Raw genomic sequence first — 22,399 nt, 5'->3', positions numbered from 1 at the left:
CATGCTCCTTCTTTGTGTTCCGCATCATCCTGGTTTCATTGATTAGCGATCGCTTATTTCATTGGATTGCATAAATGCTTCATGCTCCCTGCCCCAGCTGCACATGCTGTCCAGAACGGCCGTCAGCGTCCTGCCTCGCTCGGAGATGCTGTACTCCACCTTAGGTGGAACTTCGTCATAGCTCACTCGGTCGATAAGCCCATCCTCTTCCAGCTCGCGCAGCTGTTTAGCAAGCGTTCCCTGCGATACCTCCTTTATCAAGCGCTTCAATTCGCCAAAACGCTTCGTTCCGTCTACTAATAAAATAAATAAAATGAGCGGCTTCCACTTTCCGCCAATTCGATCAAGCGTTGTTAACACACCTTTTAATCTCGGCTCGCTTATGTTGCGATTCATGTAGTCACTTCCATTTCTTTATTGTGTAATGGTACGAAATTTCGTACCAGTACGAAAAAAGTGCTTACTTGGCAAGGAGCACTCTTTCATGAATAATAATAAAAAAATCATATCTATATTGGACTAGACAACAAAAGGAGATTATACAATGACAAACTTAACGCTGAAAGATAAACGGATCGTCATCATCGGAGGAAGCTCCGGAATTGGATTAGCTACCGCCAAACTAGCCGCTGATCAAGGTGCGTACCTGATCATTGCAGGACGCTCGCAGTCCAAGCTGGATCAAGCCAAGCTTGTATTGGAAGACTATGGATCAGTTGAATATCATCCGCTCGATAATACCGATGAACGGCAGCAGCAAACGTTTTTCGAAAATATCGGAGCGCTCGATCATTTGTTTACCCCCGGAGCTTCGTATGTCCGAGGATCGCTGCAATCAAGCTCTGAGGTCGCACACAGCTGCTTTAACGCAAAATTCTGGCCGCAATACAATGCCGTTAAATATGCGGCACCCTTGTTAAATGTAGGCGGATCAGTCGTCCTCATGTCTGGTGCGTTTGGCCAAAGGCCGCTCGCGGATGGTGCTTCTTATGCCGCTTGCAACGGTGCTATCGAAAGTCTAGGCAAAGCATTAGCTGTTGAGCTCTCTCCTATTCGTGTTAACGTCATCTCACCAGGTACGATACGTACGTCCTTTAACTGGGAAGGCGCTGAGCAAGCGGTTCGTGACCAGTCCTATGAGCAATATTCATCTATGAATTTGCTTGGCCGCATCGGGCAAGCGAGCGAAGCCGCTCACACTGTCCTATATCTAATGACTAATTCCTACACGACTGGAAGCACGTTGTTTCCTGATGGCGGCTATATTTTGAGATAATGGCGCTGACTCGTTGGTTAAAGGGTAATCGCGTGAAGCTCGCGTCGAATTACCCTTTCCACGATAGTGCTTGGAGCTTCCTGAACGTGATTACAAAATCTGTTCAGGAAGCTCCTCCTGCATAGTATACCTCCCTATATAATGGCTTGGTCTGCCTATTTATAGAGCTGCATCCCAAGCTGATTTAAATGCGCTGACCGAAGCAAATCTGCTTTCCCTATCAGGACTTACTGCTTTTATGGCAACGTTATAGAGCCCCTCGCCAGCGTCCCATTTCGCATAGGATCGATCTAGCTCAGCGCCTAGCAGCGCAAATGCTGCTGCCCCCATCGTATATACATTAGAAATTTCATCAATCGGCGCACCCATTATAAACTCCTCCGGCGACATAAAGCGCGAAGACCCCCATAATCTACCCATTGTATTAATGAATGGCTTTCGCTGATAAACATCAATATCACAAATTTTCATCTCATTCCTGCCGAAGTCGTATAGAAGACTACCGTCATAAAAATCAACCGCCACAACACCTTCCTGCTCAATAAAAGAATGGAACGCGAATATCCGATCCAGCGCAAGCAGTCTCCGTGCTGCCGGCAGCTGCTTGAAGCGGAAATACGGTGAAGCGGGATTCACGTATTTGGCAGGAGGAGGGAATGACCAATGCGGATGAAGCGATTCTCCTTCAAACCATTGGAAGATAGCTGCATAACCTGATTCAAGCTCGATATGATCGACTAGCTCGATTAACGAAGGATGCTTCAACTGCTCGTATAACGGGATTGCGGCGCGCAGACGAGAGATGGCGTCGTTCGTATTACCACTGAAGGCCGCCAGTCTTGCTCCTGCGTATTTCACGAAATATTTTCTGCCTGATTTCTCGATGCCAAAGCTGATATTGCCTGAGTCCTGCTGGTCAAACACTTGAAAAACGGTGCCTAGCTTTGTTATCCAATCAAAATCATGTTTTTCATCTAATTGAAACGTGACTTGATCTAGTTCGTAAATGTACGACTTTTGCGGCATTTGCTGCCTCCTTATATACTGTTATTGCACTTTAACTAAGAGCCCGTATTATCGTTATAGCATATGGTTATACCATATTGCACCATTTTGTTGAAGGATCGAACGTGCTCCAGAATCGAGCGAATAACGAAAACGGCTCAGGGAGGTCATTCCCCTGAGCCGCTTACTATACTCGGTCATAGCAGCGCATGACCGATCAGCCATGCTAGCGCGCCTGCGAATAACGACGACAGAAGGTTCACTCTGTCGTTGTTCAGCCAGGCGAAGCCGCGCACTTTCACCGCCGCGCTGCCGCAATGCGCGGCGCGCTCGGTTTCGCTGCCGCATACCTGGCAGCGAAACATGGCCTGGCCGGTTGCGCCGAGCAGCGAGTCGGCGAAGGCACCGGCCAGGCCGGCGGCTGCCGCGGCGGCGATGTATACCGCCGCTGCGGCAGCGCCGCCAGGCGTACCCGCAGCGGCCTCTGCAGGCTGCGGGGCCGCCAGCAGCAGCGCGGCAACGGCGCCGATGAAGACGGCGCCTGCGAGCGCTGCTGCGCTGCCGAGCGGCGTGACTCCGCCGCTCGTGCCGGCTGTGACCGGCTTGCCGCTCGTTACCGATCGCGGCGCCGTCTTGCTTAGTGCACCGATCTCGGTGGCCCACGTATCGGCATTCACAGCGGCCATTACGCCGATGTAGGCGAACAGCCACCCCTGATCTGGCCATATCGCATTAGCCGCACATAGAAGCAAGCCTGCTCCGCCATTCGCCCATACTTGGCCTGCATCGCGGCGGCCGGTCTTCGCATATTTTGCTTCCGCCAGCTCTTTGGCGCGGTTTTTTCGTTTATACCGAGACCATGCACTTGAAGAAATAAAAAAGGCAATTAATAACCCAAACCAAACCGGCTCACCAAGCGTGACGAAACCGGTCCCCATCACAACTGCCGACAAGGCTCCCGACAGAGACAGCGACTTTACGTGGTAAGCCGCTGCGGCGGCAAAACCACTTGTAATCAGCCCAGCAAGCAGCCTAAGCCACCATTCATCAATCCACCCAACCATGCAACAGGCAACCTCCTGCTTTTCACATATCATACACCGTCCGCTAGCGGATGCTGCTCACCGCTGTCAATCGGACGGATAGGTATACCCGATTTCTATACGCGGAGCTCATGCCAGCGTTCCGGATAATTGGTACAAATCATTAGCTCGGGGTCGAGGGCAGCAATCTTCCTCATTGCACGCTTCTCATTAATCGTCCATGCCATTACCTGAATACCTGCCTGCTTCATCATCGCCACTCGTTCCTTATTCAGCTTCGTATAGCTAATGGACAAAAAATCCGCTCCAAGCTCCTTAAGCTCCTTAGGCAGCGTATTTCGCCAGCCATCGATAATAAGACCTGTTCGTATATGACTTGACAGACGCTTCATACGGTAAAGCGTGCCTTCATGGAAGGAAGTGATGACGACCTCATTCAACGCATGATGTGCTTCAATGCAAGCGAGCACCTTTTCCTCAATATGAGGATACCTTATGCCGTCCGTCTTCAGCTCAATATTGAGCTTGCAGCGGCCGACTGCTTCCTGGAGCACCTGTGCCAGCGTTGGCACAGGCTCACCCTGATATTTTTGCGAGAACCAATTGCCAGCATCAAGCGCCGTTATCTGCTCAGCTGTCAGGCTCTTCACATCCCCTTTTCCATTCGTCGTCCGACGAAGCGTGTAATCGTGAATGACTACCGGCACATGATCTTTAGACAAATGAACATCAATTTCGATCCACGATACATCAGGATCGGCAAGTGCCAGCCGGATGGCAGCCATCGTATTCTCTGGCGCGCGGCTAGACCAGCCTCTGTGCGCTACGCACGGATTGAGCATGCTGCAATCATCCTCTCTAGCCCTAACATTATTCAGTCGTCAGCTTCCCATCCTCATTAAGCGTCACGCCTACGGAAATGGATGTCAGACGGTCAAGCACATTCTTAGCCTGCTCACCTTCCAGCGGAGTCGGCTGTGCCTGCACGGTGAACATCGGATGGAACGTCAACTCACATTCGCCATCTTTCGTACACTGCGCGTCAAGAACACCGGTCTCGCCGGCCGTTTCCTTAGGATAAGAGCTGAAGATAAAGTTTCCTAAACTGTATGCAATCCATTTGTCTTTATACTTCTCAAAGCCCTGCAGCACATGCGGATGGCTTCCAATAACAAGGTCTGCGCCTGCATCAATATACTGCTTGCCAAGGTCGGTCTGGTGCTTCTCCAGCTCTGTCACCCGCTCCTTGCCCCAGTGAACCATCACAACGACGATATCCGCTTCACTCTTCGCCTTGGTTATCGCCTCCAGCGCACGGCGCGTATCATAGCTTTCCGCTACGCCTGCCACGTATTTGTCCGCTTTCCAAGTTGTGAAAGGCACAACGCGGCTCAAGCCTACATACGCAACCTTAATGCCGTGAGCCTCTTTAATGACAGGGGCAAATGCTTCCTTATCGTTATTCCCGGCACCAACATGAGCTATGCCTGCTGCGTCCAAATGCTTCATTGTATCAAGCAAACCGTCTACACCTTGATCGAGTGCGTGATTATTGGCAAGGCTCATAATATCGAAGCCTGCATCGCGCATGGCAGGCAGCACCTCTGGCGAGCCTTTGAATACATAAGGCGTTCCTTCTACTGGCACCCCGCGCGTCGTAACTGGAAATTCTAAATTGCCAGCCATTATATCAGGCTCGCTCAAATAAAGCAGAGAAGGCTGATAGAGAAACGGGTAACCTTCCTTCTCTGTAATTCCACTAACATAATCAGCTACGAGCAAATCACCTACGAAAGACAGGCTAACCCGCTCTTCGGCGGCCGCAATATCACCTTGTCCACCTGCTTGCTCATCATCGCCACCTTCAGACATCAGTCCCGAACCGTCCTCATTGTTGCTACCAGCTACCGGCGAATCGGTGTTACCGTCAGGCAGTTTACCTTCTTCCTCAATCTGCTTGTTTCCAGGCGAATCGACTTGCGTTTGATTATGAGTACTGCTATCTGAGAAACCAAGCACAGCTTTCCATTTATCGGAATTTTCTGCCGCCAGCCACGCGACGAGCACGACAATGATGATGCCAAATAGTGTAACATTCAAAATAATAACTCTTCGGAGCCGTTTTTGACGTTTCAGCTTGCCTAGTTGATGTGATTCAGAACGTGATATTTGCATGAAAGATGGCTCCTCTATCATCGATTTGGGAATCATGATTAGCTAGTCTCTTTCATTATAGCAATGAACACGCTTCAGGAGGGAAACAAATATAGCTCTACGAATTTAGAATGGCTTGCGCCGCTTCCTTGCCTTGTCTAATACAATCCGGAAGTCCAACGCCGTCAAAGGCCGCACCCGTTATCCATAAACCTGGAAGTTCGCGCTCGAAGCGCTCTCTAAGTCTCTTCATGTGATCAACATGCCCGACCGGATATTGCGGCATTGACTTCGGCAATCTTGTAATCTCTACAAAAGTCGGCTCCGCCTTGATCCCCATTGTCTCTTCAATATCACGGCGAACCGCCTTGATCAGCTCAGCATCAGGCAGCTTGACGCAATCCTCGTCGCCCGATCGGCCAACATAACAACGCAGCAGCACTTTATCTTGAGGACTCGTGTGCAGCCACTTGTTCGATGTCCATGTGCAGGCTGTAATTCGCAGTCCCTCCGAGCGAGGCACGACAAACCCCGAGCCATCGAAATCAAGACCGAACGTTGACTTCTCGAACGCCATAACGACATTGGCTACAGAAACGTAGTTGACCGTCTTCAGCTCGCTGCAATCGGTTAACGGCTCAAGCAGCTCAGCAGCGTTATAGGCTGGCGCTGTCATGACGATCCGATCCGCTTGCAGCTTCTCACCGCTGTCCAGCAAAATTTCATACTTTGCATGATCTCCAGATCCTGGATTTTCGCCGTGCTCATTCTCCGCAGCTTCGTCATTTCGCGTAACGGCTGTCACCTTCGTTCCGAGACGCCGCTCTACCTGGCTTAGCGCCAAGTCGAGTGCTCCAACAAGCGTTGACAATCCGCCTTTGAAGGTAAGGAAGGTATTGCCTTTTGCTACAGCAGGCAAAGTACTTGCAGCAGCTGCAGCTTTGCGATTTTCCTGCATGCCGCGAATCAAGCTGCCATGCTTGCGCTCGGATGCTGCGAATTGCGGAAACGTAGCTTGAAGGCTCAGCTTCTTCAGATCCCCTGCATATATGCCCGCAAGCAGCGGCTCGGCGATACGCCGCATTACTTGACTTCCAACGCGCCGCTCCAGAAACCCGCCAAGCGATTCATCAGTTTCCTCCTTGCGTGCCGGCAGTACGAGGTCCAATAATGCACGCAGCTTCCCGCCCCATGAAAGCAAGCCGGTTTTCACGAATGGTCCAATTTCAGTAGGTACACCAAGAACAAGCCCGGCAGGCATTGCATGCAGCTTCCGCTGGTGTAAAATATATGTTTTTTTCGCTCCCGGATTTGTCGTCGTAAGCTCGTTCTCTAGGCCAAGCTCCGTTGCTAGATCGATAATGGCAAGCTTGCGCGCCAGAAAAGAATCCGGTCCTTTCTCAATGACGAAACCGTCACGTTGCAGTGTATTTATTTTCCCGCCAAGGGCAGGAGCACTATCTACGATTGTAATCGCAAGCTCCCTGCCTTGCCGCTCCGCTTCCCGCTGCAAATAAAAAGCGGAGCTCAGCCCGCTGATCCCTCCGCCAATAATGACAATTCGATCAGGGTTTCCGATTCTCCGCATCTCATTCATTCCTTCCCAAGTCCAGCCATCGCCTCGACGACCGACTCCGCCAACGTTTCCATATATAGTGGATCGCGATTCAGCATCGCAATTCGATCTAGTGCCATATCCAGCTGCTTCGCAGCAGCCTGCGCTTCTATATCCAAATCATACAATACTTCAAGGTGATCAGATACAAAACCTACCGGAGCGACAAGTACCGCTTTAACACCTTCCTCTGCAAGCACAGGCAAGGTTTCCAGGATGTCTGGACCAAGCCATGGTTCGCGTGTACGGCCGGCGCTTTGCCATGTGAACTGCCAATCCTTCACATTCGCCGCTTTCGCAACTGCAGCAGAAGTTTCAAGCAGCTGCTCCTCATAGGGATCGCCAACCTCACGAATTTTGACAGGGAGGCTATGTGCGCTGAACAATACCTTCACATTCTCCTCACCGTTTGTTGCTGCCGCCAAGCGGCCTAAACCATCCGTTACACGTTCTGTCAGCGCTTGAAGCAGCTTAGGATGCAGGTGATATTGCTTGACGAAGGTCATCGCAATACCAAGCTCCTTCGCCTTCTCCTCCGCGCGTTTAATGTAGCTTCCTACACTCATTGTGGAGAAATGTGGAGCTAGTACAATGCCCACTGCTTCCTCGATACCGTCTTTGGCCATCTGTTCAACGCCATCTTCAATATAAGGCTTCGCATGCTTCAGACCTTGATAGCAAGAGAATGTGCCTGGAGACAGCTGCTCCAGCTTATCCTGCAGACCAGCTACCTGCCCATTCGTATTCTCTCTCAGCGGGAATACGCCGCCTACAATAGCCTCGTATCTGCCCTTCAGCTCGGCCAGCAGCTCTGGCGTTGGCGCATTCCCTCTACGAATATGTGTATAGTACGCCTCTACGTCATCCATAGATTCAGGTGTACCGTAAGACATGACCATAACGCCTATCCGTTTGCCTTCATTCTTAGACATGACTTGCCTCCTTTTGACTGCGCGCCGCAATCGCTTTTTTCGAATACGCATGAACGAAAGCAGTCAGCTCTGCAAGCTTCTCAAGCGATGCCTCAGGGAATAATCCATGGCCGAGATTGAATATAAATCCAGGCTCATCTATCCCGCTGTCTATAATTTCTTTCGCATAGGTTTCGATGACATGAATCGGGGCAGTTAGAATCGTCGGGTCCAAGTTCCCCTGTACAGCGAAGCCGTTATCGAGTCTGCGTCTGCCTTCGGCAATGGAAACACGCCAATCGAGCCCAATTACATTAGCTTTAACGTTATGCAATTCAGGCAGCAGCTCTCCTGAGCTTACGCCAGGGAAGTATATTTTCGGCTGCGGCAAATCAGACAGCTCTGCAAAAATCCGCTCAATCGTTGGTAATACGAACTTCCGGAAATCAGCTGGCGTCAATGCACCAACCCAGCTGTCGAATAATTGAAATGCTTTTCCGCCTGCTGCAATATGCGCGCGCAAATAAGTAATAACCATATCGCCAAGCTTGCGCATCAGCTCATGCCAAAGCTCAGGCTCGCTGTACATCATTTGTTTGGTGCGCAAATAGTTTTTGGACGGTCTTCCTTCTATTAAATAGCTGGCAATTGTAAAAGGCGCTCCCGCGAACGTAATGAGCGGAACATCCAGCTCCTTGTCCAGTATACGAATCGTCTCAATAACATGTCCTAGATCGCCTTCGACATCAATCGGCGTGAGTCGTTCAACGTCGGCTGCTGAGCGAATCGGATTCGCGATGACTGGGCCAATGTTAGCAACGATATCAAAGTCAATTCCGATCGATGCTACAGGGTTCATAATATCAGAGTATAGAATAGCAGCATCAACACCAAGCTTGCGAACAGGCATCATCGTAACTTCAGCCGCCAGCTCAGGCTGTTTGCATATTTCTAGCAAAGAATATTTTTCCTTAATTTTGCGATAGTCTGGATCGTATCTTCCTGCTTGACGCATGTACCATACAGGTAATTGATCAACATGTTCACTCTGGCAAGCCCGTATGAAACGGTCGTTATAAGACATTCCCGTTCCCCATTTCTATGTATTTTCCTATGCTTCCATTATGCCCTTTTTCAGCAAACCTAACAACCGCCGTCATCATGGTTCCTATGACAATAGTATGACAATCAATCTTTCCCCGCACGGAGGTTATACGAAAAAAGATGGCTCTTTGTATTAGCGCAGCCGATGCCGCTAACAAAGCCATCTTTAATCTACAATTGTCATGCCATTTATACCGCTTTATCAGGAAGCTCCTCCACTTTGGATTCCTGTTTAAAGGCGTCTGCAAACTGCGGGAACACATAAGATTGAATAGTCATGTTCATAGACAGTACAGCGGTATCCTTCTTGATATAGGAGTGTGAATATAAATCTGGATATTCTTGATTAATCGTTTCTTTGGATAGCTCAGTCATGCTCCACTTTTGCAAGTTATATAGACGAGAATAGTTGTGCAGATTATCAATAAACTGAAGCAGGCTAGGCAGATGCCCTACAACCGTAACCTCAAAGTTAGTCGTCATCGTTCCGTTTGCACTAACGCTGCTATCTGAAGTATTCTGCTCTTCACCCATTCCGCTTGATTGCTTCACGAAGGCTAGCGGTGCTTGCGAAACATCAGCCAGCTCGTGGAAAAAAATGAGGTTCGCTGAGTCTACTCGCTCAGTTGGCACACGAGTCGTAAGCTTATTAATGAGGTCATCCGGAATTTTTTCGTCCGCATATTCGTTTTGGACGCTCTGCAGCATACTGCTGAATTGCACGATGTCTTGTTTCGCAAGCTTCAGCCGATCTCGTTCAGGCAGTACATAAACGAACAGTCCGGCTATATTTATCACAACAAACAACGCGATTGCGATCAAGTAGTACAATTCCGTTTGTGAGAAAGAGTGCTTAAGGGGCTTCATTTTGAGTTCCATCGCTTTGAGCTCCTTTCGCATCTGCAAGTACAATATCAAGCATCAGCTTATATACTTCTTTTCGAACCGTCTTAATGGTCGTTTCGCCAGTTGTGCCAGATGCAACGACTTCCGATGAAGTTTGACCATCTACTTTTTTGAAGTAAGAGGTTAGAACAACATCCTTCAATACTTCTTCTGCTTCCAGCTTCTGCATGTAGATGATCACATCAGATGCTGTCTTGAAATCAAGCTCCATACTTACTTTAGGTTCATCCGCTACACTGATTGTCACGATTTTTGATGTCGATGGCAAATGGCCAACGATTGCTTTCAAGTAGGGCTTCCATTCGATTCGAGACTGTTCAAGTCCAGCAAGAATTTGCTCCGCTTGCCTGTACCCGTCTACCTTCACCTTCAAGTCGCCGCTCTTGCGAATTTGGTCAATCTCCTGTTCTAAACGAAGCCGCTCTTGTTCAACGCCGCTTCCCTCCGATTTCCAGGAAAGGACGTAATAGAGCTGAGCGCCTAGCAGCAAAATGACAATCAAGAGCAGCAGCGGCATAAGCTGCGGGTTGCGAGAGCTTGTCTTCTGCTTCGCAGGCAGCAAGTTAATAGACTTCATGCTTCCTTCCCCCTCAGTGCAAGGCCAAGCGGTACTGCGTAAGCAGGCACGCTCCAAGCTGCCTTATCGTCCGAAACGGCTAAGCTGTCCCATTCTAAGCGGGATACAGGCGGTGTTAATCCTTCGTCTAACAAAGCAGTAAGCTTCTCTAACTGGGGAACGTCTCCGGTCAGCCAGATCTGGCTGAATGTCCGCTCGCCTTTATTCAGATTATAATAGTAGAAATTCATCAGCCGCTCCAGCTCCGCAATTAAGTCCTGTGCTGCGTTCATAAAGGATTGCTCAGGCGTTGAGTAGCTGCTGAGCCACGTGTTATTTTCTTCCACAGGCGACGCATTGGTCACCGTTTTGAAGGATACCTCCACATTACGCGTTAGCTTGAAGCTGCCATCCTCAATAATCGTAATATCAGCACTTAATTCATTAACATTAACGAGAACATGCATGCCGTCAGCTCGTATCTCTCTCCATTCGACCAACCTAAGCAGCGAGAATGGCTTAATCTCAATACTGCATGGTTTCAGCTTCAAATGCTCGAAAATATCTACGTAATCCTGCAATATACTTGTCGGAGCAGCCACAACAAGTACCTCGCATAAATTCGCATTCTCTGGTGCGGGGGTGGATGGCTCCGCCAATGGCTTCGGCAATTTGATGAAATCATAAGAAGGATCATCGAACGCCATGCTTAGATTGTTTTTCATCTCGAACTGCACCAGCTTCTTCAGCTCTGTATTTACGATATCTGGGAGCTTTAGACTTCTAACCATCACGATTTGGCTTGGAATTGCAAAATGGGCATATTTCGTATTGAATCGCTTGGAGTCCAGCACTGATTTCAGCGCAGCCTGAAGCTTTTCTTTGTCAACAATCTTCCCGTCATCCACAATACCTTCCTCTAGCGGCGCCGAAGCATAATTCAATATGCGGGTGTCTGTTTTCCCTTTCTGCTGAACCTCGCAAACCTTGATCTGGGTATCTGTAATTTCAATGCCCAAGGTTTGATGTCCATTTGTTAGCTTTCTTAGTATGGATTGGTTCATGTCCATCCCCCTCGCGGCAGCATACCTTCATGCTCTCTATTTGATGCAGATGCTTTCTTGTGTTGCGCCAGAATCCAGATTATTGACGTACCAACTTTGCGCATAATTCGAATTGAATGTGGTCGTTCCGCCTACGTAAAAGCCCTTCATCTTGTTTTTGTTCCAGTCGCTTCCCATATTGTGAAGCGTAGCATTTTTGAATACGAGCAGCATATTTCCAATATCTAGCGCGCCATTCAATGTCCAATCATTAAACTTGAGATCGGTTTTGCTAATGAGGTTTTCTCCAATTTTGATGGTCACACTGCTTTGAATCGTATTTTGGAAAGCGATGCTTCCTTTGGTAACCAACGAACCGCCAATAGCGAACGTTTTCTCAAGTGTACTTGCGACTGTGAAATTACCAACTACGACAACGTTCCCACCTACATTGAAATCATAAACCGTATTATTCATAGAAAAATTCCCTTTGACATAGATAGAACCATTAATAATTACGTTCTTGTTGAGCACATTGAAGAAAGTAAAATGATTATTAACAATGACGTTCTCACCGATCGTAAAGCCATACACGGTATTCCTTATCTCCAATACACCGTTAACCTTCAAAGAGCCGCCGATTGCAAATTTACCCGTCACTCCGTCCCTGCTTTCAGAAACCGGGTTCGTAATTTTCATATTGCCTTGCACCGTTACGCTCTTCTTCACGTCAAAGCTAGTAATGCCGTTGGTAGCAGTCAGATTCCCCTTCACTACCATACCGCCTTTGACAGCCCAGCTAAGGACAGTACTATCAATATTCACGTCGCCAGCAACGATAATATCGCCATTGACGATAATATTTTTGAGTGAGTTCTTAACCGTTAAGCTTCCGCCAATGATCAGGTCGCCTTCAACGAAGATCGTATCGACTGTACCTCCATCACCCAAAACCACATTGCCTTTGACTAGAAGATTTTTGTTGAAAATAATCTTTTTGTCAGCTTTCACCTCTCTGACGACCATATTACCTCCAACGCGCACATCGCCGTTAAACAAGATCGGAGCATTAACAATATCCTTGAAATACAAGTTGCCATTCGCAACAACCGCGTTGCCGTTGCTATCTTTATCTACAATCATTTCATTCGTAATAACGGTACTTGCTGAACCGCTAATATTAACGTTTCCAGCGTTGATGATGGCTGGTCCAGATTGATACTTGGCCATCTCTGCTGTGGTCACCGTACTATTCAGTGCCGCAACGTCATTATAGCGGCTGTCCGAGAACACATTCTGGAAGGCGCTTGTAATGGCTGCAGAAGATTGATTCAAGTAGTAATCCGCTGTTCCATTGAACCAGCCTTGAAACTGCTCGTCCGTGTAGGAATTGTTAATATGCGACAGCGGCAAGGCTTGTCCTGTTGCCGGCATGATGTAACATGCTGCGAACAGCTTGTTGTTTTGTGCTGTTGTGCTGTTTTTGAGAAGAACCTTGTTGCCTACCGCTGGTGCTGGAACAGTCGGGACAGGCGTTGGACCTGCTGTCGGCGCTGGTGTTGGCGACGGGATGATAACGGTCGGTGGTGCAGTCGGTACATAAACCGGCTCCAGCTTATATTTCAGCTTGCTCGCTCTCACTTGATTTCCCACGCCATGCTTGGATTCGAATGTTACAGCAATCGGTTTGCTTGAGCTGTCGAGCACCAGCTGGGCATCAACCTTGAGCGCACCCATCGCATTGACGGTTTGAACCAAGCGTTCTATGTTCGGAGTCGTATTCGCTGTGCTGTCTATCTTCTTCATATCCTCGTACATTCTAGCGAAAACGGTCATTCCCGAATGCGCCTCCGTGAATGATTGCTCCGAATTCGCATTTGTCTTGGCTTGAAGCAGACCAATATTCGTACTCATAGCAAGCGGAGCGACTACGATGGAAAGCATGACGATAAATCCAAAAACAAGCATAAGCGTGCCGCCCTTTTCAGACTTTAAACATTTTGTCATTGCCTTTTCCTCCTTAAACATATTATTCTATGAGTAAATCAATCCGACTACTTGAAGATGAAGGAGCTGCACGATGCGCAATCAGAAAGGATTAACTTTGATCGAAGTCATGGGCTCGATCGTCTTGCTCGGCATTGCCGTTCTAGGCATAACATACATTTTGCAGCAATCCTCAATCGATACCAAATCAAACGAAAAAACCGACGATGCCGTCATTGCGGCCAGAAACGTGATGGAAGAAATAAAGAACAAGCTAAAGTCCACCACCACGAGCACGACCGTTTATGGACAAGCGATATCCCTTCAACAGCTTCGCGACCGCTCATCTGCAACGATCTATTATCCCAACTCTAGTAATCGGCGGTATGAGCTTCGGATTCAATCGAGTGCAACTACATTAGGAGCTGTCCCGCTCACGAGCAGTGTCGTGTCTGATCTTGATAGCATATTCAGGAAAATAACGGTAACCTGCATTGATTTGTCCACCCAAAAGCAGTTTCAACTAGAAGCCTATGTAGAATTCAAATAAGAGATAGCGGGTGAATAGCATGCCGAAATGGCTGAAAAATGAAAAAGGCTTAACACTCGTCGAGGTGACCGGCGTACTCGTGCTGACAGCCATTATTCTTGGCTTTCTCATCTATCTGCTAAGCTATTCCAATACGAGTCTCCAGCAGGTATCTGGCAGAGAGAAAACGATGCAACAATCTCGGGATATTGTGACGCAAGTCGTTAAGACGGTTCGTGACGGCTATACTCCCGCAACATATCCCAGCAAAACCAGCAGCCTTCGCCTTCTGAGCGCTGACAATGATGAGGCTGTCGATTATAGTTACAACAGCGCTGGCAAGTCGTTAACCGTGACCTATACACCAAGAGATGCGAATGGCCATGATGCTGCATCACCAACCTCAAAATACACCTTCTCAGATAAAATTGAGAATATCCTCTTTGATGTGAAGGATGGCCGCAGCATAGAAATTACGCTGACGATGCTGTTGCCGAACAATCAAACCAAAACAACAACGACAGTCGTATATACGACACAGAGAAACCCTTAATAGGCAATCAAGGATAAATACCAATCAATTATGCCGTTCCCCCAGTAATACGCCGCAATTGCTCCTGCTGCGATATAGGGGCCGAACGGTATTGTTTTGCCCTTGGATTGCGCCCCTGTTGCAATTAAAGCAATTCCTCCGATTAATCCAAATAAACTGGCGAGAAATAGACTGAGCAAGGTTAGTTTTACGCCAAGTATTAAGCCAATGAACACATAAAGCTTAATATCCCCTCCACCCATCGTCTCTTTCTTCAATATCCAACTGCCTACAATGCCAATGAGCAGCAAAGCTCCGCTGCCAGCAAATGCAGCCAATCCATAATTCAACAACGGAAGCGGATGAACGAATAATCGGATGATGATGGCTCCGATTACACCGACCGCCACCACTTTATTTGGAATAATCATATCTGTAAGATCGGTTTGGACGATGATAACGAGAATGCAAATAAAAAATAATATTGCTAGAAGCTCAGGCTTCCAGCCTATTGTATAAGCAGCATGTGCAAACAAAACAGCTGTCACGAATTCCCCTGCTGCATATCGCCATGTGAGCGAAGGCTGAATCTTCCTTTGGTTAATGCCTGACATTATTTTTCTTATTATCGGGATAAGGCCGAAGAAATGCGGTTTGGCTTGCTTATTTATTGTGTATATTGGCGGGTCTGTGGACTGGAATCGCGAGTCCCATTGTATAGCTATGGCACTAAGAAAGCCGCTTACAACCAATCCTAGTAGCGCAAAAGCGATTATAGCTGGTGTAGTCATTTTCTCTCTTCCTTGCTGGGAAATTTATAGAAAGGCAACCCTGATGGGTTGCCTTTCTAAATTAAACTAAGTAGCTGTTGGTGTTGCTGTTGCTCCTGCTTTGGTTACAGCAACAGTCCAACCACCGCCATTTGTTTTAGTTCCAGTAAATGTTCTTGCTAATTTATCATTAAATGTAATTTCTGCATTAAGATACCCACCTGAAACAAGAGTAGTCTGAGAAACAGTAGTTCCTGTAGCCAGCTCTGGATCCTGATCAATAAAATAACGCACCGCAGCTTCTTGAATCATATGTTCGCTCGCCGTATCTGCCTTCGTTTTTGATTTGCTAATTGTCCCTCCAATAGCCGGAATAGCAATTGCCGCAATAATCCCCACGATAACCAGAACAGCAAGCAACTCGATAAGTGTTAGACCCTTTTGATTCCGTTTCAATGCCATCAACATAAAACATTCTCCTCTCAATTTTGAGAAATTTGATAAAGCTGATCGATCCAATAAAACAACCATTAATAGAGCAGAATACTCGCCCTCGTTAACGGGTATTGCTTACGTTACACTTGCATGTGAAGCTGCTCTGAGCATGGGGTACACCTATGCTCAGACCGATGTGCCATCTTGCACCTGTCTAAGGCTACAAATAGCTTTGCATCATTTTGAACGTAGGCATCATAACAGCCATGACGATTACGCCGACAACGCCCGTTAGCAGCACGATCATAAGCGGTTCCAGCAGCGCCTTCAAGCGGTCAGCCATCTGATCGACATCCGCTTCGTAGAAATCCGCTACCTTATCGAGCATGTCCTCTGTTGCACCTGTTCGTTCGCCGATTGCGATCATCTGCACGACCATCGGCGGGAACAGCTTCGACTGCTTGAGCGGCTCGGACATCGCTTCCCCGGTAAGCACCTTCTCACGAATATCCGAAATAACTTTCCCGATAGCCTCGTTCCCAACAACATTCGACACGATGGACAAGCCTTGCATAATCGGAATCGCTGCTGCAATTAAGGAGCTGAACGTACGGGCAAAACGAGCAATCGCTTGCTTATGCCATAGCGTGCCGAATACCGGAATCTTCAGCAGGAAGTAATCGAGCTGCTGCCTGCCTGTCGCCGTGCGGCGAATGAGCTTCCAGAGCAAGCTCGGTACGAACATCGCTGCAATAACGATATACCAGAAGCTCTGCATAAACTCACTGACCGCCATTACGATTCTAGTCGGCAGCGGAAGCTCAATGCCCATCCCTTCGAAGCTGACTACATATTGCGGAATGACGAACAGCATCATAAAGATAACGACCAGCACCATCATGACGAGCATGACTGCAGGATAGACCATAGCTGACTTTACTTTCTCCCTCGTATTGCGTTCCTTCTCGAAGAAGATGGCAAGCCGCTCCAGCATCGTATCCAAGTTTCCTGCAACTTCCCCTGCCTTCACCATGCTGACGAAGACAGAAGTAAACACCGTCGGGTACTCCGCTGCCGATTCAGAGAACTGCTTGCCGCCGCGCATTTCCTCGGCAATAATAACGAGCAGCTTGGACAATGTTTTGCTTGGCGTCTGGTCACTTAGAATCTGCACGGATTCGACCAAGCTAACCCCAGCACGGTACATCGTAGCCAATTGTCTACAGAAAACGGTAAAATGGTCCATTTTGACGCGCGGGCCGCCAAGCGAAATTTCCTTGTACAATGTCGTTTCGTTCGCATCCATAATCTCCGTTACCCACAGACCCTTTTCAACGAGCGCTTCTCTTGCCCGCTGGATCGTGTTGGCCTCTTGGGTACCGAAAGATTTCTTGCCGCTGGAAGTAACCGCTTTGTACCGATATTTCGGCATTATACCAACCCCATTAGCACTCTATTGTCATTCTTATAGCTCGCCGAATCCGAATAAAGCGTCACGCGCATCTTCCATCCGAATGAATCCTTGCTGTACAAGCTCGCGCAGTGCGAATTCCATCGTCTGCATACCTTGCGCCTTGCCCGTCTGCATAACCGATCGAATCTGATAAATCTTCTCTGATCGAATCAGGTTGGATACTGCAGGCGTATTGACAAGAACCTCGAATGCGCCGATTCGACCTTTGCCGTCCGGCTTAGGCAGCAGCCGCTGCGAAATAACGCCAAGCAGGACAGCAGCGAGCTGGATTCGGATTTGCGCCTGCATCGCTGGCGGGAATACATCAATAATTCGGTCAATCGTCTGCGGAGCATCAGCTGTATGTAAAGTAGCAAATACCAGATGCCCTGTCTCTGCTGCACTGATTGCCGTACTGATTGTCTCCAGGTCCCTCATCTCGCCAACAAGAACGATATCAGGGTCTTGCCGAAGCGCAGCACGCAAGCCTTGAGAGAAGGTCGGTGTGTCTAGTCCTATCTCTCTTTGGTTCACCATCGATTTCTTATGATCATAGATAAACTCAATCGGATCCTCCAGCGTAATAATATGAGCGTTAGCCGTTTGGTTCAAATGATCAATGATCGATGCCAATGTCGTTGATTTGCCGCTTCCCGTTGGTCCGGTCACAAGCAGCAGCCCTTGTGGTTTCCTTGCGAACTCCGCTGCCATGCGCGGAAGTCTAAGCTCCTCCATAGAAGGAATTCGTCCTGGGACAATTCGAATTGCGAGGCCTATGCTTCCACGCTGCTTATACGCATTGATCCGGAATCTGGCTAGTCCTGCCACTCCGTATGAGAAGTCAACATCTCCATTCTCCTGCAGCGATTCGTATCGCTCGTCGGTCATGAATTGTTTCGCCAGCTCCAGTGTATCCTTAGGCTTCAGAAGCTCATCATTCATCGGCACGAGCTCTCCATGAATCCGGAATATCACTGGTGAGTTGACTGTAATATGTATATCGGATGCTTGCCTCGAATGAGCGAGATAAAGCAATTCCTCCGCTTGCATGAATCGTCACCTCCTCGCCGAACGTTGACTATTTATTCGCCGTGTCCGAGAACTCGGAACACCTCAGTCACCGTTGTCAGACCTTCCACTGCCTTGCTAAGTCCATCTTCCATAATCGGGATCATCCCTTGCTTTATGGCATGCTCGTAATACTCATTGTCTGACCGTTTCGAAATAATTAAAGCGCGCATCTCATTATCAATAAGGAGCACTTCGTGAATCGCCAGTCTTCCCTTATAGCCCGTACGTCCGCATTCTCCGCAGCCGGTGCCTCTATATAGCTGCTCGACATGAATGCCTTGCGCAGCAATTAATTCCAGTTCCTTATCGATTGGCGTATAGGACTGCTTACAATGTACGCAAATCCGCCTAACGAGACGCTGTGCAACGATACAGTTGACAGCAGATGAAATCAGAAATGGTTCAACACCCATATCGATCAGCCGCGTAATCGAGTTGACCGCGTTGTTCGTATGCAGTGTGCTAAGCACAAGATGTCCGGTCATCGCAGCTCTGACTGAAATTTCCGCAGTCTCCGAATCACGAATTTCACCCAGCATGACAATATTGGGATCCTGCCGCAGTATCGCTCGCAGCCCTCTTGCGAAAGTAAGGCCGGTTAGCGGATTAACCTGTACCTGATTGACGCCTTCGAGCTGGTACTCAACCGGATCCTCTACGGTGATGATGTTAACATCATCCTTGTTCAGATGAGCTAGTGCCGAATATAGCGTCGTCGATTTACCGCTGCCTGTAGGCCCTGTTATCAGAACAACCCCATAGGCCATTTCAATACTTTTGCGGAAAACAGCTTCGTTCCGCTCAGATAAGGCCAGCTTCGATATATCCGCTAATGAGTTGCCTAGATCGAGCACACGGATAACAACCTTCTCGCCATGAATCGTCGGCAAGGTGGATACACGGACATCAACCTTGCGGAAATCGATATCGAGCTCCACACGACCATCCTGCGGAAGCCGCCGCTCCGCAACGTTCAAATTCGCCATAATTTTGATACGGGCTACTATAATCCCGTGCATATTAGGCGGAAGCGACCGTTCTGTCCGCATCACACCATCCACCCGATAGCGAATACGGAAGCTGCCGTCCTGCGGGTCCATGTGGATGTCGCTCGCGCCAAGCTGAACAGCTTGTACAATGATTTGGTTAACGGTTTTCACGACCGGTGAATCTTCATCTTGGATCGCATGATCCTCATCGATATCCTTTAATTGCAGATTTTGGCTAATCTGCTCAATTGTATCCTGCAGCCCATAGTAACGGCTGATCGCACGCAGCAGCTCATCCTTGGAGGCAATGACCGGTTCGACTCGTAGGCCGGTTGCAATTCTTATTTCATCAATTGCAAAATAATCGAGCGGATCTGCCATTGCGAGAATCAGCTTGTTGCCTTCCATGCGAAGCGGCATGACACGGTGCTGATCTGCTAGTTTTTGAGAAATAAGCTGAATAATCTTAGGATCTATTTTCTGGCGATAAATTTGCACATGGGGAATTCCCAATTGGAACTCCAGCGCTTCAATAAACTGCTGCTGCGTGATGTAGCCTTTGGAAATGAGCACGTCGCCGAGTCTCATCTTCAATTCCCGTTGCTGCACTAACGCCTGCTGGAGCTGTTCATCGGAAATTACGCCGGAATCCACGAGCAAATCTCCTATTCGCTTGCGGGAACCTGACATCACTCATCACCATCTATCAATAAATTTGCAATATATGTAGAAACGTCCGATAACACCTTCTATACTTGCTTTAATTAAAACAATTAATAGATTTACTGTCAATGACTTTCGGCCTATTTTCAACAGCTTAATATAGTTATATTTTCCTATTCGATAAAATGAGATCATTCAAATTGGACTTGAGTACCACGACCTTGTGTTTACCGACAAAAAACGTTGGTATTCTGTGTCGAAACCCAACTTTATTCTACTACATTTCCCTTTAAAATGAACGTAAATTTTTAACAGAACATACGATTTCTACAGTAATTTATTTAAAATAAGTTTCACAAAAACCGCAAGCGCTTTCGTCAAGACAGCTTGCCATACGAGGAAATGGTCATGGCAATTATGTTATAATTCGCAAATGGAACAATGGAAAAAGAATTTGATTGTGCTGTGGTTCGGACAATTTCTCGTTATGGCTGGAATGACGATGATCATTCCGTTCTTGTCCCTCTATTTGCAATTTGATTTGGGCTTAACAGATAAACATGAAATCGGTGTGTGGGCTGGCATTATTTTCGCCGGAAACTTCGTTACATCATTTATTTTTCAGCCGATATGGGGCAAAATGGCGGACCGCTACGGCCGCAAAATGATGCTGCTTCGCTCAGGCTTTGGCATGTCAATCGTGATGGTGCTTATGGGGTTTGCTTCTAGTCCTTGGCATTTGCTGCTGCTTCGCATGTTGAATGGTACGATCTCTGGCTTCGCTCCAGCTTCAATCGCGCTGATCTCGGCAACGACACCTAAGCATCGAATGGGCTTTGCGATGGGTACAATTCAATCCGGTGCTATCGCTGGAACGATTCTCGGTCCCTTCATTGGCGGCTTGCTAGCCGATTCGATCGGCTTCCGCCCGATCTTCTATTTGACCGGAGCCTTACTATTCACTGCATCACTGCTTGCCATGTTCGTCGTGAAAGAACCGTTTGACCGTATGAAAGCAGCAGCACGTGTGCAAGCCTCCGTTATTGAAGGCTTCCGCAAGCTTAGTGGCATCCCGCAGCTCACTGCGTTATTCGCCGTCACCTTCCTCATGCAATTCGCGATGATGAGTCCGATGACGCTTATTCCGCTGTATGTGCAGGAGCTGCACGGTACAACCGCCAATCTTGCTTTTTTTGCTGGGTTCGTCGGCTCGGTCACGGGCATTTCCAACTTGGTCGCCTCACCGCTCCTTGGAAGGCTAAGCGACCGTATCGGTGCTGAACGGGTGCTCGGAGTTGCGCTGGTCGGTGCCTCGCTTGCTTTCATTCCGCAGGCACTCGCAGGTACCGTATGGCAGCTGCTCGTCGCTCGGTTTATATTAGGCATTTTCCTTGGGGGGCTTATTCCAGCCGTAAACTCCCTTATTCGAAAATACACACCAGACGGTATGGAGAGCCGTTCTTACAGCTTCAACACCAGCACAATGAGCTTAGGCAACATGATTGGCCCGATCACAGGCGGTGCTTTATCAGGATGGATCGGCATCAAAGGCTTGTTCATCCTCTCCGCAGTTATGCTAATGATCAACGCTGCTTGGGTATGGCGGACATTGCTGCGTAAACGGCCTCTATAAAAAAAACCATGAGCTGGCTCGGCTAATGCCGAACCAGCTCATGGTTTGAGTAAGGTCTACTTTACAATTGCGATCGCGAGTCCATCATATCCCGGCAGCACCGTACTATGCAGGCGTACATCTGATGCAATTGTTTCATTAAAGAAGCGCACCGCCTGCACAGACGGGCCTGCTTTCGCCGGATTCGTTGTCCGGCCGCGCAGCAGAATGTTGTCACCCACAATTACCGCACCTGGGTTAGCCAGTGCAATCGCATGCTCAAGGTAGACAGGGTATCCCTCTTTATCTGCATCGATAAAAAAGAAATCAAATTTCCGGCCCGCGGCTTGCAATTCAGCTAAGCTTTGCTTGGCATCGCCGACCATATATTCCACCTTGTCACCAAGTCCAGCTGCCTGCATATGCACTTTAGCAAGCTCTGCGTAATTCGGCAGCAGCTCAAGCGAGGTCAGCTTGCCACCTTCTTGGAGACCGCGAGCAAGACAGATGCCGCTATAGCCGCCCAGTGCCCCAATTTCAACTGCAGCCTTCGCGCCCGATAGCTTAACTAGCATCGTTAGCAATCTGCCGTAGCCGTCAGCAACCGAAATGTCCGGCATGCCGTTCGCGGCTATGCCTGCCTTCACACGCTCAAGGTCTGCATCTGCTCCATAAAGTGAATCCACATATTGCTCGTCCTGTAACATCATTCTTTTCTCTCCAATTTTACAATTTGTAAAAACTAG

Annotated in this window: 22 protein-coding genes; 4 read left to right on the top strand and 18 right to left on the bottom strand. The window is 48.3% G+C overall.

Annotated features, from left to right (window positions below; all coding sequences use genetic code 11):
* Positions 1 to 42 precede the first annotated feature (42 nt).
* Positions 43 to 396: a winged helix-turn-helix transcriptional regulator gene (locus FGT79_RS13130; protein ID WP_138753266.1), complete on the bottom strand. Its 354-nt coding sequence runs from the start codon at positions 394 to 396 to the stop codon at positions 43 to 45.
* A 148-nt stretch (positions 397 to 544) separates the two neighbouring features.
* Between FGT79_RS13130 and FGT79_RS13125 the strand changes: the two genes are divergently transcribed.
* Positions 545 to 1,276: an SDR family oxidoreductase gene (locus FGT79_RS13125; RefSeq protein ID WP_138753265.1), complete on the top strand. Its 732-nt coding sequence runs from the start codon at positions 545 to 547 to the stop codon at positions 1,274 to 1,276.
* 159 nt (positions 1,277 to 1,435) lie between these two features.
* On the opposite strand, the gene FGT79_RS13120 is transcribed toward FGT79_RS13125, so the two are convergent.
* The 11 genes from FGT79_RS13120 to FGT79_RS13070 form a co-directional block, all read right to left on the bottom strand.
* Positions 1,436 to 2,302 carry a serine/threonine-protein kinase gene (locus FGT79_RS13120; RefSeq protein WP_138753264.1) on the bottom strand — a complete coding sequence of 289 codons (867 nt, stop codon included), beginning with the start codon at positions 2,300 to 2,302 and terminating at the stop codon, positions 1,436 to 1,438.
* A 176-nt stretch (positions 2,303 to 2,478) separates the two neighbouring features.
* Entirely contained in the window at positions 2,479 to 3,345 is an 867-nt protein-coding gene (locus tag FGT79_RS13115) for a DUF92 domain-containing protein (RefSeq protein WP_138753263.1), read from the bottom strand.
* 95 nt (positions 3,346 to 3,440) lie between these two features.
* Positions 3,441 to 4,166, bottom strand: coding sequence for a glycerophosphodiester phosphodiesterase (locus FGT79_RS13110; protein WP_138753262.1), 726 nt, complete (start codon positions 4,164 to 4,166; stop codon positions 3,441 to 3,443).
* A gap of 28 nt (positions 4,167 to 4,194) precedes the next feature.
* The gene (locus FGT79_RS13105) at positions 4,195 to 5,499 is read right to left on the bottom strand and encodes a CapA family protein (RefSeq protein WP_138753261.1); all 1,305 of its coding nucleotides are present in this window, start codon (positions 5,497 to 5,499) and stop codon (positions 4,195 to 4,197) included.
* Positions 5,500 to 5,596: 97 nt separating this feature from the next.
* Positions 5,597 to 7,066 carry a protoporphyrinogen oxidase gene (gene hemG / locus FGT79_RS13100; RefSeq protein ID WP_138753260.1) on the bottom strand — a complete coding sequence of 490 codons (1,470 nt, stop codon included), beginning with the start codon at positions 7,064 to 7,066 and terminating at the stop codon, positions 5,597 to 5,599.
* Between the two features lie 5 nt (positions 7,067 to 7,071).
* Positions 7,072 to 8,025, bottom strand: coding sequence for a ferrochelatase (gene hemH, locus FGT79_RS13095; RefSeq protein ID WP_138753259.1), 954 nt, complete (start codon positions 8,023 to 8,025; stop codon positions 7,072 to 7,074).
* Positions 8,018 to 9,088, bottom strand: coding sequence for a uroporphyrinogen decarboxylase (gene hemE / locus FGT79_RS13090; protein ID WP_138753258.1), 1,071 nt, complete (start codon positions 9,086 to 9,088; stop codon positions 8,018 to 8,020). The genes hemH and hemE overlap by 8 nt, the downstream gene beginning before the upstream one ends.
* Positions 9,089 to 9,297: 209 nt before the next feature.
* Complete coding sequence (locus FGT79_RS13085) at positions 9,298 to 9,987, bottom strand: hypothetical protein (protein ID WP_138753257.1); 690 nt, start codon at positions 9,985 to 9,987, stop codon at positions 9,298 to 9,300.
* A complete protein-coding gene (locus tag FGT79_RS13080; protein ID WP_138753256.1) occupies positions 9,962 to 10,591 on the bottom strand; it encodes a hypothetical protein in 630 nt (209 codons plus the stop codon). Before FGT79_RS13080 ends, FGT79_RS13085 begins: the two co-directional genes overlap by 26 nt.
* A complete protein-coding gene (gene pilM / locus FGT79_RS13075) occupies positions 10,588 to 11,634 on the bottom strand; it encodes a type IV pilus biogenesis protein PilM (protein ID WP_171056223.1) in 1,047 nt (348 codons plus the stop codon). Before pilM ends, FGT79_RS13080 begins: the two co-directional genes overlap by 4 nt.
* A gap of 36 nt (positions 11,635 to 11,670) precedes the next feature.
* On the bottom strand, positions 11,671 to 13,620 hold the full coding sequence (locus FGT79_RS13070; RefSeq protein WP_138753254.1) for a DUF342 domain-containing protein: 1,950 nt from the start codon (positions 13,618 to 13,620) through the stop codon (positions 11,671 to 11,673).
* 73 nt (positions 13,621 to 13,693) lie between these two features.
* On the opposite strand from FGT79_RS13070, the gene FGT79_RS13065 reads away from it, so the two are divergent.
* The gene (locus FGT79_RS13065) at positions 13,694 to 14,149 is read left to right on the top strand and encodes a prepilin-type N-terminal cleavage/methylation domain-containing protein (protein ID WP_138753253.1); all 456 of its coding nucleotides are present in this window, start codon (positions 13,694 to 13,696) and stop codon (positions 14,147 to 14,149) included.
* A gap of 19 nt (positions 14,150 to 14,168) precedes the next feature.
* Complete coding sequence (locus FGT79_RS13060; protein WP_138753252.1) at positions 14,169 to 14,681, top strand: prepilin-type N-terminal cleavage/methylation domain-containing protein; 513 nt, start codon at positions 14,169 to 14,171, stop codon at positions 14,679 to 14,681.
* On the opposite strand, the gene FGT79_RS13055 is transcribed toward FGT79_RS13060, so the two are convergent.
* The 5 genes from FGT79_RS13055 to FGT79_RS13035 form a co-directional block, all read right to left on the bottom strand.
* Positions 14,678 to 15,451, bottom strand: coding sequence for a prepilin peptidase (locus FGT79_RS13055; RefSeq protein ID WP_138753251.1), 774 nt, complete (start codon positions 15,449 to 15,451; stop codon positions 14,678 to 14,680). The two genes, FGT79_RS13060 and FGT79_RS13055, sit on opposite strands and share 4 nt — an antisense overlap.
* A 66-nt stretch (positions 15,452 to 15,517) precedes the next feature.
* Complete coding sequence (locus FGT79_RS32400) at positions 15,518 to 15,898, bottom strand: prepilin-type N-terminal cleavage/methylation domain-containing protein (RefSeq protein WP_138753250.1); 381 nt, start codon at positions 15,896 to 15,898, stop codon at positions 15,518 to 15,520.
* Between the two features lie 187 nt (positions 15,899 to 16,085).
* Complete coding sequence (locus FGT79_RS13045) at positions 16,086 to 17,297, bottom strand: type II secretion system F family protein (protein WP_138753249.1); 1,212 nt, start codon at positions 17,295 to 17,297, stop codon at positions 16,086 to 16,088.
* A 33-nt stretch (positions 17,298 to 17,330) separates the two neighbouring features.
* Positions 17,331 to 18,368 (bottom strand): type IV pilus twitching motility protein PilT, encoded by a 1,038-nt coding sequence (locus tag FGT79_RS13040; RefSeq protein WP_138753248.1) that lies wholly within the window; start codon positions 18,366 to 18,368, stop codon positions 17,331 to 17,333.
* A gap of 32 nt (positions 18,369 to 18,400) precedes the next feature.
* A complete protein-coding gene (locus FGT79_RS13035; RefSeq protein ID WP_138753622.1) occupies positions 18,401 to 20,068 on the bottom strand; it encodes a GspE/PulE family protein in 1,668 nt (555 codons plus the stop codon).
* Positions 20,069 to 20,474: 406 nt separating this feature from the next.
* Here FGT79_RS13035 and FGT79_RS13030 point away from each other — a divergent pair, with 406 nt between their 5' ends.
* Positions 20,475 to 21,674 carry an MFS transporter gene (locus tag FGT79_RS13030; RefSeq protein WP_138753247.1) on the top strand — a complete coding sequence of 400 codons (1,200 nt, stop codon included), beginning with the start codon at positions 20,475 to 20,477 and terminating at the stop codon, positions 21,672 to 21,674.
* Between the two features lie 56 nt (positions 21,675 to 21,730).
* On the opposite strand, the gene FGT79_RS13025 is transcribed toward FGT79_RS13030, so the two are convergent.
* Positions 21,731 to 22,363 carry an O-methyltransferase gene (locus FGT79_RS13025; protein ID WP_425465015.1) on the bottom strand — a complete coding sequence of 211 codons (633 nt, stop codon included), beginning with the start codon at positions 22,361 to 22,363 and terminating at the stop codon, positions 21,731 to 21,733.
* Positions 22,364 to 22,399 lie beyond the last annotated feature (36 nt).

Source organism: Paenibacillus sinopodophylli (genome assembly GCF_005930355.1).
GTDB lineage: Bacteria > Bacillota > Bacilli > Paenibacillales > Paenibacillaceae > Pristimantibacillus > Pristimantibacillus sinopodophylli.
This window is presented reverse-complemented; position numbering and strand designations above follow the sequence as displayed.

Bases quoted from the DNA above. Each gene is read 5' to 3' on its own strand.
- FGT79_RS13120 (WP_138753264.1), bottom strand. From the start codon at position 2,302: ATGCCGCAAAAGTCGTACATTTACGAACTAGATCAAGTCACGTTTCAA.
- FGT79_RS13070 (WP_138753254.1), bottom strand. From the start codon at position 13,620: ATGACAAAATGTTTAAAGTCTGAAAAGGGCGGCACGCTTATGCTTGTT.
- FGT79_RS13035 (WP_138753622.1), bottom strand. From the start codon at position 20,068: ATGTCAGGTTCCCGCAAGCGAATAGGAGATTTGCTCGTGGATTCCGGC.
- FGT79_RS13115 (WP_138753263.1), bottom strand. From the start codon at position 3,345: ATGGTTGGGTGGATTGATGAATGGTGGCTTAGGCTGCTTGCTGGGCTG.
- FGT79_RS13080 (WP_138753256.1), bottom strand. From the start codon at position 10,591: ATGAAGTCTATTAACTTGCTGCCTGCGAAGCAGAAGACAAGCTCTCGC.
- FGT79_RS32400 (WP_138753250.1), bottom strand. From the start codon at position 15,898: ATGTTGATGGCATTGAAACGGAATCAAAAGGGTCTAACACTTATCGAG.
- FGT79_RS13025 (WP_425465015.1), bottom strand. From the start codon at position 22,363: ATGATGTTACAGGACGAGCAATATGTGGATTCACTTTATGGAGCAGAT.
- FGT79_RS13030 (WP_138753247.1), top strand. From the start codon at position 20,475: ATGGAACAATGGAAAAAGAATTTGATTGTGCTGTGGTTCGGACAATTT.
- FGT79_RS13110 (WP_138753262.1), bottom strand. From the start codon at position 4,166: ATGCTCAATCCGTGCGTAGCGCACAGAGGCTGGTCTAGCCGCGCGCCA.
- FGT79_RS13055 (WP_138753251.1), bottom strand. From the start codon at position 15,451: ATGACTACACCAGCTATAATCGCTTTTGCGCTACTAGGATTGGTTGTA.
- hemE (WP_138753258.1), bottom strand. From the start codon at position 9,088: ATGTCTTATAACGACCGTTTCATACGGGCTTGCCAGAGTGAACATGTT.
- FGT79_RS13060 (WP_138753252.1), top strand. From the start codon at position 14,169: ATGCCGAAATGGCTGAAAAATGAAAAAGGCTTAACACTCGTCGAGGTG.
- FGT79_RS13040 (WP_138753248.1), bottom strand. From the start codon at position 18,368: ATGCAAGCGGAGGAATTGCTTTATCTCGCTCATTCGAGGCAAGCATCC.
- FGT79_RS13065 (WP_138753253.1), top strand. From the start codon at position 13,694: ATGCGCAATCAGAAAGGATTAACTTTGATCGAAGTCATGGGCTCGATC.
- FGT79_RS13045 (WP_138753249.1), bottom strand. From the start codon at position 17,297: ATGCCGAAATATCGGTACAAAGCGGTTACTTCCAGCGGCAAGAAATCT.
- FGT79_RS13125 (WP_138753265.1), top strand. From the start codon at position 545: ATGACAAACTTAACGCTGAAAGATAAACGGATCGTCATCATCGGAGGA.
- FGT79_RS13105 (WP_138753261.1), bottom strand. From the start codon at position 5,499: ATGCAAATATCACGTTCTGAATCACATCAACTAGGCAAGCTGAAACGT.
- FGT79_RS13085 (WP_138753257.1), bottom strand. From the start codon at position 9,987: ATGGAACTCAAAATGAAGCCCCTTAAGCACTCTTTCTCACAAACGGAA.
- FGT79_RS13130 (WP_138753266.1), bottom strand. From the start codon at position 396: ATGAATCGCAACATAAGCGAGCCGAGATTAAAAGGTGTGTTAACAACG.
- hemG (WP_138753260.1), bottom strand. From the start codon at position 7,066: ATGCGGAGAATCGGAAACCCTGATCGAATTGTCATTATTGGCGGAGGG.
- pilM (WP_171056223.1), bottom strand. From the start codon at position 11,634: ATGAACCAATCCATACTAAGAAAGCTAACAAATGGACATCAAACCTTG.
- hemH (WP_138753259.1), bottom strand. From the start codon at position 8,025: ATGTCTAAGAATGAAGGCAAACGGATAGGCGTTATGGTCATGTCTTAC.